Below are 12,721 nucleotides of genomic sequence, written 5' to 3' on the forward strand. Positions count from 1 at the left end.
AATGTTCGGCCGCAAAAAACAAAAAGACCTGGGCCTTGGAACGCAGATCGAGCCGGAAAACACCTTCCCGGTGGGCCCACGGGTTTTTGCAGGTATCACCCTTGGCATGCTTCTGTTCGTGGGCGCAGGAGGATGGGCTGCAACCGCGCAACTGACCGGGGCGATCATCGCGCCAGGCATGGTTAAGGTCGACCAAAATTTGAAGTCAATTCAGCACCGCGATGGTGGCATCATCAGTGAGATTGCGGTCAAAGAAGGTGATTTTGTAAGCAAGGGTCAGATTATGCTGCGGCTTGACGATGCCGAAACCAAAGCAGAGCTTTCGATCGTCCGCACGCAGCTCGTCGAATTCATGGCGAAACAGGCAAGGCTCATGGCTGAGCGCGATAATCTCGATGCGATCATGATGTCAGCAGAACTAACCGCACGAACCAATGATTACCCCTACGTGTTCTTTGGTGAGAAGCGTATGTTTGATGGCAACCGTCAAAACCGCGAGAGCCAGAAAGAACAGCTAATCCTTGGCATTGATCAATTGGGTGAGGAGATCAAGGGGCTCGAAGCGCAGCGCGATGCAAAGATCGACGAGATCGCACTGGTGAAGACTGAACACGACAAGATCAAGGGGCTGACCGACAAGCGGCTGATCGAGACTTCGCGCAAGTATGTCATCGACCGGGAAATGGCCAAGCTGTTGGGAGAACGCGGAGAGGTCGAAGCCAATATCGCACGGGCCAAGGCCCGCATGGGTGAAATTCGCCTGCAAATCATTGCCATAGACGAGACTGCCCGTACCGAAGCACAGCGGGAACTCTCCTCCATCGAACCCAAGCTCTCCGAACTTCGGGAACGGCGAGTAGCCATTGAGGATCGGCTGGCGCGAGCCGATATTCGTGCGCCGCTGTCAGGTACCGTCAACGAACTCGCGGTCCACACCATCGGCGGTGTCATAACGCCAGCTGAGAAGCTGGTGACACTCGTGCCGGCCGACGCGGCACTCAAGATCGAGGCAAAATTATCTCCGACGGATATCGACCAGTTATACGTCGGCCAACCGGCAAAATTGCGCTTCTCGGCATTCAACACGCGTACGACGCCAGAACTGCATGGCAAGATTGCCTATGTTTCCGCCGCGACCAGTAGCGACCCAACAACAGGCCAGGTCTACTATCTGTGCGATGTGATCGTTCCCTCGGAGGAGCTTGAAAAGCTCGGCGACAGCAAGCTCATGCCTGGCATGCCAGTCGAAGTATTTGTTTCGACGGAACAGCGCACGGCCATGTCCTTCCTGTCCAAACCCCTCGCGGATCAATTTAATCGCGCTTTTCGCGAACAGTAAGGAAGAGGCATTAGGAAAAACATCTGCGTGCGGTCAGTCTCCAACGTTAAACGAACCTCAACAAATTGGGTTTGACCGTACCACATTTTGAAACCAAAGCAGCAATCTCGCTGGACGCTATGCAGTATGCCAGAACGAGTGGCCGCATCATTTGCTAGGACCAATGCTTCTCACAAAGTTTAGTTTGTGAAACGTCAGCTGTAAACTATCCGTGCAAATGGCTATTGTGGCCTCTCGAGTTATTGAAGACGTGCAACGCCACTGCGACCATCATCTTCATCCAGTTTGTTGCGGTTTATTGTCACTCAAGGCAAGAGCAGGTTCGGAAGTGAGGCAAGGGTTATGTCGGGTCAAATTAAGGTCATCGTAGTAGACGATTATCCGTTATTCCGGACCGGTATAATTCAAACTATCAGTACTGACGAGAATATTACGGTTGTGGGCGAAGGATCAACGGCCGAGGACGCTATCCAACTCAGTTCTCGCTATGCTCCTAATATTGCACTACTGGACATTTCCATGCCAGGTGGTGGCATCGAGGCCGCCAAAAAGCTATTGACGTCGACTAGCCTGACTAAGGTGATATTTCTTACTGAGTTGGAAGCAGAAGACAAAGTATTGGCGGCCATCGACGCTGGCGCCGTTGGGTATCTTCTGAAGGATACCAGTGCTACCGACCTTGTATCGGCGATTAAAATAGTAGCTGCCGGCGGATCCTTCATGTCGCCAATCATTGGATTCCGTGTCGTCGCTCACCTAAGACGACCTTCGGTAGCAGACGTGCTTTCCTCCCTGTCCCCCCAAGAGGAGCGTACGCTTCGCCTAGTCGCGAACGGATTAAGCAATCGGCAGATTGGCGACATCCTCGGGATCGTGGAAAAGTCTGTCAAATCGCACATGACGAATGCAATGGCAAAGCTCGGAGTCCAAAACCGCGTGGCTGCAACCATTGTTGCCCGACAAGGCTGGGGCGAATCGATGGTTAACAACGAGGTGGAAGTCAACTCTGATCATGTGGGAACAAAACGAGTAGTTCGGCCGAGCAACCTTGACAAAAGAGTCGTTGATTAGAAGTTATCCCTGCTCGATGACGGCAAATCGCGAACGCCTTCATAGGCGGCGGAGGCAATTAATCCGAAAGCTGATAATGTGAGAACGGTTGTCAGGCCGAACGCGCGGTCGTCCTAAGGAAGCTACGGAAGCTACGAAGCAATCGTTTTCTCGTCCGCTTTTGGCATTCCGCGATTTTGCTAGAATGTCTGCATCGAAGGCGCGTAGCCGCTCAATTGCAAACTTTCAAATTGGAAACATTCCATTGATACGTGCAGCCACACAGTGAGCGGGGCCGCACGCGCTCAGATCTCAGTGTGCTCCGCTAGCTCCAGTGCATCCTCGATGTCAACAGCAGCCCTCACCGTGAAGGATCTGAATTCACTCCTTGGCGTGACCTGTTCGACGTCGACAACGGCCATATCCGATATTTCGGAGACGCCAAAAACGCCGGGCGGCGACCCAGCCCTGGCTCCACGCAATAGGGTTTTGGCAGAGTCCCAAGCGGCGCCCAACGTCAAATTACATCAGTGTTTGCCGACTTCGCCCAACTATGCCCAGTCAATCGGGCGAGCCGCTGCCCGCCCCAACGCGTGAGTTCTCTACAATCCCGAACAAGTGGTGCTTCAAGGTTTCCCTGATTGTCTGGACAATGAAGTCGAGAACGGGGATCATGAATAGCCCGACAACGGTGCCAGCAATGAGCCGCCAAACACGGTCGCTCCAATCGAGCGCCGGCTTCCTGCCCCTGCGCCCGTCGCGATCACCAGCGGTATAACCCCTAATATTGAAGCCGCAGCCGTCATTAGCACCGGACGAAACCGTTCGGAAGTTCCGGCAATGGCCGCTTCCATCGTGCCCATTCCCTCTTCCCGCCGTTCCTTTGCGAATCGGGTAGGATTGCGGACTGACTGGTTTTGGCGGGCGGTAATGGGTTAGCTGCCGTTTACCAGGAAATCGCTTTCCCCTAGTAGAGAAACATGGGTCTCCTAGAGGCAGCCGCGACACCCCTGCGCCGTTCCACCGCATGTTTCGCTCGCCTCGTGCCCGCAACCAGCGCCCTCGATGAGGTCGACATTGGGTTCCGTATCAATCCACCCTCGCGCCAGGCCCGTCCTCAAAGTCTCCGTCAAGGCGAAATCATGGTTCGCGCAATATTGCCATGGCGGCCTCAAGCCCGCTGGCTTTAACAGGGATACCGAACCCCTCCAGCCCCAGCTGCAGGGCGCCGAGGGTGGCGATCAGCATGAGATCATTGAAATCACCAAGATGACCGATCCGGAACACCCGGTCCCTCAGCTTCGCAAGTCCATTGCCGAGTGGCAGGTTGAAACGTTCGACCATATAGGACCGGAATGCATCGGCGCTTGCGCCGTCAGGCATGACAACCGCCGTAAGCACATTCGACTGGTGATCCTCTTCGACACACAGGACCTCGAGACCCCAGCCGGTAACAGCGGCGCGGGTTGCTCGTCCGTGACGAGCGTGCCTTCGAAACACCTTGTCCATGCCTTCTAGGGACAGAAGGTCCAATGCGGTGCGCAAACCAAACAAAAGGTTGGTAGCTGGCGTATAGGGAAACTGGCCCGATGCAGTTGCCGTTGCCATCGCGGCCCAGTCAAAATAGGCTCGCGGCATCTTGGCCGTGGCTGCCGCCTGCCACGCCTTCGGACCAGCAACGTTGAAACCCAGACCCGGCGGCAGCATCAATCCTTTCTGTGATCCCGAGACGGTGACATCCACGCCCCACCGGTCGTGCTCGTATGGAACGGAACCCAGAGAACTGATCGTATCGACCATGAGCAGCGCTGGATGTCCGGTCGCATCGATCGCCCGTCGGACCGCGACGATGTCGCTTGTCGCGCCCGTCGAAGTCTCATTGTGGACGACGCAGACAGCCTTGATCTCCTGTGTTGTGTCGCGGACCAGCCTTTTACTGATTGCTTCGGGATCAGCCGCATGTCTCCAGTCACCGTGAAGGAGCTCGGCGCCGAGGCCAAGTCTTTCGGCCATCTCGAACCACAGAGTGGAAAAATGCCCGGTTTCCGCCATCAGCACCCGCTCACCCGGAGACATTGTATTGACCAGTGCGGCCTCCCAGGCTCCAGTGCCTGAACTTGGAAAGACGATAATGTCCTCGCGCGTGCCAAAGACCGGTCGCAGATCCTCGAGGAGATTTCTGGCAAACGCGGCAAACGCCAGTCCGCGGTGATCAATCGTAGGCTTGGCAATGGCATGCAGAACGGCGGGCGGTACATTGCTCGGTCCAGGGATCTGCAGGAGCTGCCATCCCGGATAGTAAGTCTCGGTATTGGCCATTCCGCTCATCATGAAGCTCCCATTTTCGTGGTTGTCCGAGGACGCCCGTCCGCGATGACGCAGCCGTCCGGAGGGGCCACGCCGTCAAGCACGGCAACGACACATTTGGCCGCGACCATGTTGGTCCGGGCAAGACCTTCAAGAGATGAGGCGGCGGCGTGCGGCGTCGCAACCACGTTCGCCAAGGAAACAAGCTCGAGCGTGACGGCCTTGAAATCGGGGACGCCTTCACTGACGAAGACGTCGAGCCCCGCCCCGGCAATTTGCCCCTCCTTCAGTGCATGGAGCAGTGCTCTATCGTCGACGAGACCGCCGCGTGCGGTGTTGACAAGAATTGCTCCGGATTTCATCAGCTGCAGCGCGGCTGCGTCAATCAGGAACCGTGTTTCGGGCGTCAGTGGAGTATGGACAGTGACATAGTCGCTCAGCCGTAAAAGCGTCGGCATATCGACATAGGTGATCCCATTAGCCTCACCGTATCCCCGATCGGGCCGCGGATGGTGTGCCAGAATTGTGACCTCGAAGCCCTTGAGACGCTGCACGACGCTTTTGCCGATGCGCCCCAGCCCGACTATACCGACGGTCTTGCGATAAAGGTCAGAGCTGGTCAGGATCGACAAGTTGCCGGCAAGCATGCGTTCCTGCGATTCGCGTAGCCGCCGGGCTACGGCGAGCATCAGACCGATCGTATGATCGGCCACGGACGCGTCGTTTCCTCCGGCACCGATGGTAAGGACACGGCCGAGATCCCTGACGGCGGCGACATCGATGCGTTCGTATCCGACGCCGCGGCGCGAAAGGACCTTGAGGTCAGGAAGAGCGGCCAGCAATTCCCGCGTGACAACGCCATGTCCGACGATCCACCCGTCGGCACCCTGCAGCAGGGCTGCAAGTTGTTCACGCGTCAGCGCCCCCTCGTGCCGGCCGTCCTGCCACTTTACGATTTCGACATCGCACCGGCACGCGTTGAGGAATGCCAGCGCTTCATCGTCAAAGAATGGCGGCGTGACAATAACCCGCCGGTTCGTGTGTTCCATGCTATCCCCATTTGACGCCAGACTGCCTCGGTTTACTCGCTACAGAGACTGGCCGGGGTCACGCGGCCATCGACCCCGCCGCGATCGCGCGTCCTTCCCGAAGTACATCCTCTACGCGGCGCACATCGATCAATTCAGCGACCTGATGGGGATATTTCGCGTCATCGGTGATCGGCCTGATGCGCTCGCTATAGGACTGGAGAAGATCGATGGCTTCGGCAAGTGCCGCGTCACTTGCCGACACTCCTTCCTGTTTTGCTCGAGCCCACAGGCAGACACGCGCGCAAGCCTCGAACCCTTCGACATAGGTCACGAACAGACCGGCCTGGTCAATCAGCAGTTCGTGCAATTCCGCAGGCAGCGAGGGATCGCCCTGCCGAACCTTTTGCGCGTATGCGTTGACACGCCTTACCGCTTCGGCCTTCTCCTCAAGCAGAGATTTGATGCGCTGGGGATCGAGCTTCAGATCGCCTGCCCGCGAGGGGTCCCACGCGATGAGACTGTGCTTGGTTTCCATCGTCCACCATGCTTTCTCGACACCACGCGGAAAGAAGCTGCTATCGGCAAACATGAAGTCGTCGATATAAAGCGCGCGCTTCAATATATCCCAGGTTTCATCGAGAGCGGATGCGAGCCAAGACGCAGCTTCGGTGGGCCAGCCTTGTGATTGCAACCAGAGCTCGCAGACACGCGCCGTCGCCACATCGTCCCCACGCGTCAGCATGGCGGCGGCGATGAGATTTGTTTCGTTGATCGTATCGATTGACCACCAGTCGTTCACGCGTTCCCATTCCACCCTGAACACGCCGCCGGTCACACCCCTCGCCTCGCCATATTCCATGCGATCGCGAAGATCCGAACCGACGTAGCCGGGTACCACTGCCAGGCCGTAAAACTGCCCCATCGTATCGTATTCGAGCCACTGCACCCGATCCCTAAGCCGCCCAATCGCGGAATTGTGCGGGAACGTCGGGTAGAAATCATGCGGGGTCACCTTGATGCAGAACGCAATGTCCTTGGGCGTGCGATCCATGGCAGCGATCAGCGGCTCATGGTCCTGGGGCTTGTAGGCGAAATCGCGGACAGCCATGCGCTTGCCGTGCTTTTCGGACGGCTTCCACATCGAAAGGATGATGTTCTCGTACCAGTCTGCGAGCGGCGTCCGTTTGCACAATTCGCACTGGCATTTGTTCTGAGCTCGCGAAGCCCGTCCCTCCGGTGAGCCGGCACTGATGATCAGGCCCGAGAGCTTCGGATAATCGCGATAGAGTTCATCGACCGAGTTTTCGAGAAATTCATACCAGAACGGCTCCGACGGACAGACATTGCCGTCCTTGATGAGATCGGGGCGCATTTCGAGCACCTCGTCAGGAAAGCCAAGCTGCTTGATCTCCAGCCAGACATCGATCCTGCGATGGGAGGCCAGATTGAGGATGTGCTCGAAATAGACCCGGTTGTTGAGGATGGCATTCTCTCCACGGCGCGCGGGGGCACTCTTCCATTTCGCATAGGGATCGAAGTAGACCCTGGGGTATAGAATCTTCTGCAGACCATCGGTCTCGTGCAGCACCAGCGCTGTCATGCCATGCTTTTCGATAAAGTCGAGGGACTTGAGGATCGATCCTCTCTCCCACATCCGCATGCCGCACAGTTCAAGTCCGCGAAAATCGAAGTTCATTGATATCTCCATCTATTTGACGGCGCCGGAGGTCAGCCCGCGCAAGAGGAACTTGTGCAGGGCGAGCGAAAACACGAGTATTGGCAGGATGGTGAGGAAGCCACCCGCGGCGATCATGCCCCAGACGAGAGTCTCCTCGCTTTGCATATAGCCGAGGATGGCCACTGGGGCCGTAACGGCGTTGAAGTTGGTGAGGACCAGCGGCACCAGGAAAGCATTCCAGGTGTCGATGAAACAGATGATGCCTACGGCAACCAGTCCTGGCGCGACGAGTGGCAGCACAATCCGGAAGAAAGCACCCGGGAGACCGCATCCGTCGAGGAGTGCGGCTTCCACCAGCTCGTTGGGAACATTGCGCAAGAAGCCGCGCATGACCCAGACCACCAGCGGAAGCCTAACTGCCGCCTCAAAGACGATCAGCGTGATGACCTGATCCGTCATTCCCAGCGCGCGGGCAGCAAAGAAGATCGGAATTATCGTCGTCACCGGCGGAAAGCTGCGGGGTATCAGGATGAGAAAGAACAGCAGCTTACGCAGGCGAAACCGGACCCGGGTGAAGGCAAACGCCATCATCGTGCCGATGAAGACCGCGATCAGCGACGACCAGAATGCTACGTTGATCGAGTTCATGTAGTAGCGGCCGAATTTGCCGTCGGCGAGCAGGCGCACGTAATTGTCGAGCGTCGGCGTAAACAGGAACCGTGGCGGCTGCGCCAGCAGTATGTTCGCGGGCTTCAGCGACGTGATAAGCATGTAGTACACCGGGAACAGCGAAAGGACGAACAAGAGGATCACGCCGATGGCGATGCCCATTGTACCGGTCGGGGTTTCTTTTTTGCGTCTGGCCATCCCAACCTCCTCAATCGAACTTTATGAACCGCCAGTACAGCGAATAGGCGGCGACGAGGATGAAGATGCAGACGACGACCATCGCCCCGGCATAGCCCATCTGGAAGAACAGAAAGGCTGATTTATAGATGTGTAGACTGACCGTTTCGGTTGCCGTTCCCGGCCCTCCGCCCGTCATTACGAACGGTTCGGCAAACAATTCGAACGCATCCATGGAACGCAGAATTATCGCGACGATCAGCGTTTCGCGGACCATGGGTATCGTGATGTGAAACAGCTGCTGGGCGGGCGACGCACCGTCGACCTCCGCACTCTCGTAGAGATCGTCGGGAATCATCTGCATTGCCGAGAGGCACAGGAGAAACATGAAGGGTGTCCAGTGCCACACATCCGTAATGACGACGGAGAGCATCGCCATGTTGGGTGTCGTCAGCCAGCCGACCGCGGGCAGGCCGACAAGCCCGAGAAGCCAGTTGAGTGGACCGACGGAAGAATGGAACATGATCGACCAGATCACGCCCACGATCGATGGCGTGATCACCATCGGCGTCAGGATGGCGGCACGCAGCGTATTCTTCAGGATCAGCTCGCGATGGACGAAGAGAGCGATGACGAACCCGAAAAAGAGTTCGACGGTGGTGGCGACGACGGTAAATGTCAGCGAGCGCCAGATTGAATCGATGAAAGGCTGATCGTTCCAGATGTCGATATAGTTCTGCAGGCCAATGAATTCGGGCCCATAGGGCTGGGTGAGATCCCAGTCTGTGAAGCTCAGGAACACTGTAAAGAGTGCCGGCAGGATCCGCAGCGACACGAGATACAACATGCCGGGGAGCAGAAAAAGCAGGAGAAAAATCCGCTGCTGCCGCGTGATTGTCATGCGGTGCTCCCTGTCCCTGCCTGATTTTCCAGCCTGGAGGCATTCAGGGCAAGGATGCGCGAAAGGTCGGCATGCAGGACTTCCAGGCGCTCGCTGCCGAGAGCTGTATAGGTGGTATGGCGGAAATCGGTGGTATGGCGGTATTGACGGAAATCCGCCGCAAGCTCGAGGAGGCCATCGAGCCTCTCCTGCAGGAGGCGGCGTGCCTCGGCGCGAAATCCGGAGGGTTCTTCGTTTTCAGTGAGATACTTGGTCAAAATGCAGGCCTGGCCAATCTCGCGGAACCCGCGGATATAGCGGCGAAATACATCGATGCGCTCGACGAGGTCCTGATAGGCAGCATCCGTCATTGCCGTGGGCCTGCGCTTGACGACATCCTCTAGTGCATCGACACGCCGCAAGGCCTCCTCCTTCTCCTCGAGGATGCGGCGCACATTAGGTTCATCCGCATCCATCGCATGTTCCTTCGCCGGGTCCCAATCGCGCAGGCTGTTTTTCTCCTCGGCCAGCCACCAGGCATGGGCCAGGCTCACCGGGTAGGTGCTGGAGTCTGAGAAGACGCAATCGTTGGTATAGAGCGCGCGCCGGATAATCTCCCAGGAATCGCCCAAAAGTTCGATTGACCAGGCCACCGCCGCGTCGATCTCGGACCCGGTGGCATCGGGCTTCAGATACTGTTCGCCCACGAGCCAGTCCCGATAGATCGTTTCCTTGGCAGTGTCCTCGGCCACCGCAAGTTCGGCGACCGCGTAGAGGTTCAGCAGATTGGGCGTATGAAACACAGAATGGGCCTCCAGTGCCTCCCAGTCGGTACGCACGAGCACCCCTTCAACGCAGTGCGATCGCGCATAGCCAAGCCGGTAGCGTGTATCGTCGACCATATGGCTCGGGCCGATGCCCCAGCCGTAATATTGGGCCATGACCTCGAACTCCACCCATTGCCGGTGCGGTCCGACATTGCCGATGCGGGCATTGTCGGGAAACGTCGGATAATAGTCGTGCGGCGTGTTCTTCAGGCAGATGATGACATCTTCCGGCAGTTCCTCCATCACCGTTGCTATTTCGGTCTGTGTCTGTCGGTCGAAGACGAAATCCCGCACGACGAGTGTCTTGCCGGCTGCCTTGATGGGACGGTACATGGCATTCAGCAGGCGCCGATACCAATCTTCGGGCGGCGTCGAGGCGCACAGGTCGCATGTGCAGCGATGACCCGAGATGGAAAGCCGGCTTTCCCGGGTGGCAGGGGCCGTTATGATCCCCGCTATATTGTCGAAATTGTTGAAGAGATCCTTATATTTCTGTTCGATGAACTCCATCCACACCGGTTCGTTCGGACAGAGCCTGCCGTTCTTGAAGACTTGGGGGTTGAGTTCGACGATGGAGTCGTGGAACCACAACTCCTTGTTTTCGAGCCAGACCTGCGTTCCCTGCCTGTCGGCGAGCTCGATGACGCGGCGCAAGTAGTCGCTGAGTTGCATCGGCGTACTGCGCCCGCGGGCGACGTATTTGTAGAGGTCGCGGTGGATGACTCTGTAACGATCAAAGATGTTCTCGAAACGCTGCCCCTTGGCGAAGACACCGGCCGGATAGACCAGCTGATCGATGATTTCGTTTCGGTGGAGCACCAGCGCCGTCATGTTGTTGTCCTTGATGAAGGCGAGCGATTTCCTCACCCAATCGAAGTTCCAGACATAGTGGCTGTTAAGCTCCAGTCCGCGGAAGTCGAAACTCATCATTGGCTCCTTCGATGCAGTGGATTTGGCTTGAAATAATGGGGATAAGCCGCGTTGCGTTCATGATGGAGTCAGCTGATCGACCGGGTTGGTCGACGCGCTGGCGCAAAGCAGTCTGGTCAAATCGGTGTGGAGAACTTCCAGTCGTTCACTGCCAAGACCGATATAGGTCGTGAACCCATGATCAGTCCGCTTGCGATAGTCGCGAAGTTCTGCCGCGAGATCGAGCAGTCCCTGGAGCCGCTCGCCGAGCATGCGGCGCGCATCCTCTCGAAAGGCCGATTTTTCGTTATTTTCCGTCATGTATTTGGTGAGGATACATGCCTGGCCGATTTCACGGAACCCGCGCACGTAGCGTCGAAACACTTCTATCCGTCCAACGAAATTCTCGTAGGCCGCATCGGTCAGTGCGCTTGGCTTGTGCTTGATCACATCCTTGAGGGCCTCGACACGCCGCAGCGCCTCGTCCTTCTCCGCAAGGATGCGGTGCACGTTGGGCTCGTCCGCATCCATCGCGTGCTCCTTGGTGGGGTCCCAGTCGCGCAGACTGTTTTTTTCCTCCGCCAGCCACCAGGCATGGGCAAGGCTGACCGGAAACGTGCTGGAATCCGAAAATACGCAACTGTTGGTGTAGAGCGCGCGCCGAACGATCTCCCAGGAATCGCCGAGGAGCTCTATTGACCAGGCGACCGCCTCATCGATGTCCGCTTCGCCGGCATTGGAGTTGAGATAGTTCTCGCCTTTCAGCCAGTCGCGGTAGATCTCCCGCTTCGATGTTGCATTGTCGTTGGATAGAGCGGCAGCCGCATAAAGATTGAGCACGTTCGGGGTGTGGAAAGTCGTGTGACCCTGCAAAGCCTCCCAGTCGGTCCTGATCAGTACGCCCTCTACATCGTGCTTAAGGGCATAGTCCAGGCGATAGCGAATGTCATCGACCATATGGCTCGGCCCGATGCCCCAGCCATAGTACTGCGCCATGACATCATATTCGATCCATTGGCGATGGTTTCCGACATTGCCAATGCGTACATTGTGCGGAAACGTCGGGTAATAATCGTGGGGTGTATTCTTGAGGCTTATGATGACGTCATCGGGCTGTTCCTCCATCACCGTCGCGATTTCAGTCTGGGTCTTTAAATCGAATACGAAATCGCGAACCACCAGTGTCTTACCCGCTGCCTTGATGGGTTTGTACATCGTCTTGAGCAGGCGTCGATACCAGTCTTCCGGACGGCTCGACTTGCAGAGATCGCATGTGCAGCGGTGACCCGAGATCGAGAGCCGGCTTTCACGGGTGGCGGGCGCGGTTATGATACCGGCAATGCCGTCTATGTCGGAGAAGAGATCCTCGTATTTCGTGTTGATGTAGTCCCACCAGACCGGCTCGTTCGGGCAAAGTGCTCCATTCTTGAAAATCTGGGGATTGAGTTCGGCGAAGACATCGTGGAACCACAGTTCCTTATTTTCGAGCCAGACTTCCGTGCCCTGCCGGTCGGCGAGTTCCAGAATGCGTTTTAGGTAGTCCCGGCGCATGTTCGGGACGCTGCGATCGCGTGCTGCGTATTTGTAGAGTTCACGGTAGATGCCCCGATAGCGATCGTGGATGTTGGCGAAATTCTTTCCCTTGGCGAAGATTCCCGCAGGATAGGTGAGCTTGTCCACGATATCGTTTTGATGGAAAACGAGGCTGGTCAAACCGTGTTCGCGGACGAAACGCAGCGCTTTGTTGACCCAGTCGAAATCCCAGACATAGTCGCTATGTATTTCCAGTGCTCTGGTGCGGAAAGCAGGCATGACATCTCCTGTGAACGGAATGCGGTCGTCCGTTGTTCAGTC

Annotated in this window: 9 protein-coding genes and 1 pseudogene; 2 read left to right on the top strand and 8 right to left on the bottom strand. The window is 57.0% G+C overall.

Annotation, left to right across the window (positions count from 1 at the left end):
* Position 1: 1 nt before the first annotated feature.
* Positions 2 to 1,339, top strand: coding sequence for an HlyD family type I secretion periplasmic adaptor subunit (locus tag BM074_RS16760; RefSeq protein WP_027232307.1), 1,338 nt, complete (start codon positions 2 to 4; stop codon positions 1,337 to 1,339).
* 342 nt (positions 1,340 to 1,681) lie between these two features.
* Positions 1,682 to 2,410 (top strand): response regulator, encoded by a 729-nt coding sequence (locus BM074_RS16765; RefSeq protein WP_091923508.1) that lies wholly within the window; start codon positions 1,682 to 1,684, stop codon positions 2,408 to 2,410.
* A 540-nt stretch (positions 2,411 to 2,950) separates the two neighbouring features.
* On the opposite strand, the pseudogene BM074_RS16775 reads toward BM074_RS16765, so the two are convergent.
* The 8 genes and pseudogenes from BM074_RS16775 to BM074_RS16810 form a co-directional block, all read right to left on the bottom strand.
* Positions 2,951 to 3,279: pseudogene (locus BM074_RS16775) on the bottom strand (efflux RND transporter permease subunit); the annotation flags it as partial.
* Between the two features lie 250 nt (positions 3,280 to 3,529).
* Positions 3,530 to 4,717: a pyridoxal-phosphate-dependent aminotransferase family protein gene (locus BM074_RS16780; protein ID WP_244532909.1), complete on the bottom strand. Its 1,188-nt coding sequence runs from the start codon at positions 4,715 to 4,717 to the stop codon at positions 3,530 to 3,532.
* Positions 4,717 to 5,745, bottom strand: coding sequence for a phosphoglycerate dehydrogenase (locus BM074_RS16785; protein ID WP_091923512.1), 1,029 nt, complete (start codon positions 5,743 to 5,745; stop codon positions 4,717 to 4,719). The genes BM074_RS16780 and BM074_RS16785 overlap by 1 nt, the downstream gene beginning before the upstream one ends.
* Before the next feature lie 58 nt (positions 5,746 to 5,803).
* A complete protein-coding gene (locus BM074_RS16790; RefSeq protein ID WP_091923514.1) occupies positions 5,804 to 7,423 on the bottom strand; it encodes a hypothetical protein in 1,620 nt (539 codons plus the stop codon).
* A gap of 12 nt (positions 7,424 to 7,435) precedes the next feature.
* A complete protein-coding gene (locus BM074_RS16795) occupies positions 7,436 to 8,272 on the bottom strand; it encodes a carbohydrate ABC transporter permease (protein WP_091923516.1) in 837 nt (278 codons plus the stop codon).
* Positions 8,273 to 8,282: 10 nt separating this feature from the next.
* Positions 8,283 to 9,152: a carbohydrate ABC transporter permease gene (locus BM074_RS16800; RefSeq protein ID WP_091923517.1), complete on the bottom strand. Its 870-nt coding sequence runs from the start codon at positions 9,150 to 9,152 to the stop codon at positions 8,283 to 8,285.
* The gene (locus tag BM074_RS16805; protein WP_091923519.1) at positions 9,149 to 10,885 is read right to left on the bottom strand and encodes a hypothetical protein; all 1,737 of its coding nucleotides are present in this window, start codon (positions 10,883 to 10,885) and stop codon (positions 9,149 to 9,151) included. Before BM074_RS16805 ends, BM074_RS16800 begins: the two co-directional genes overlap by 4 nt.
* Before the next feature lie 60 nt (positions 10,886 to 10,945).
* The gene (locus BM074_RS16810; protein WP_091923520.1) at positions 10,946 to 12,679 is read right to left on the bottom strand and encodes a hypothetical protein; all 1,734 of its coding nucleotides are present in this window, start codon (positions 12,677 to 12,679) and stop codon (positions 10,946 to 10,948) included.
* Positions 12,680 to 12,721 lie beyond the last annotated feature (42 nt).

Origin of the sequence: Phyllobacterium sp. CL33Tsu (assembly GCF_900113985.1) — a bacterium.
GTDB classification, from domain to species: domain Bacteria; phylum Pseudomonadota; class Alphaproteobacteria; order Rhizobiales; family Rhizobiaceae; genus Phyllobacterium; species Phyllobacterium pellucidum.

Bases quoted from the DNA above. Each gene is read 5' to 3' on its own strand.
- BM074_RS16760 (WP_027232307.1), top strand. From the start codon at position 2: ATGTTCGGCCGCAAAAAACAAAAAGACCTGGGCCTTGGAACGCAGATC.
- BM074_RS16765 (WP_091923508.1), top strand. From the start codon at position 1,682: ATGTCGGGTCAAATTAAGGTCATCGTAGTAGACGATTATCCGTTATTC.
- BM074_RS16780 (WP_244532909.1), bottom strand. From the start codon at position 4,717: ATGAGCGGAATGGCCAATACCGAGACTTACTATCCGGGATGGCAGCTC.
- BM074_RS16785 (WP_091923512.1), bottom strand. From the start codon at position 5,745: ATGGAACACACGAACCGGCGGGTTATTGTCACGCCGCCATTCTTTGAC.
- BM074_RS16790 (WP_091923514.1), bottom strand. From the start codon at position 7,423: ATGAACTTCGATTTTCGCGGACTTGAACTGTGCGGCATGCGGATGTGG.
- BM074_RS16795 (WP_091923516.1), bottom strand. From the start codon at position 8,272: ATGGCCAGACGCAAAAAAGAAACCCCGACCGGTACAATGGGCATCGCC.
- BM074_RS16800 (WP_091923517.1), bottom strand. From the start codon at position 9,152: ATGACAATCACGCGGCAGCAGCGGATTTTTCTCCTGCTTTTTCTGCTC.
- BM074_RS16805 (WP_091923519.1), bottom strand. From the start codon at position 10,885: ATGAGTTTCGACTTCCGCGGACTGGAGCTTAACAGCCACTATGTCTGG.
- BM074_RS16810 (WP_091923520.1), bottom strand. From the start codon at position 12,679: ATGCCTGCTTTCCGCACCAGAGCACTGGAAATACATAGCGACTATGTC.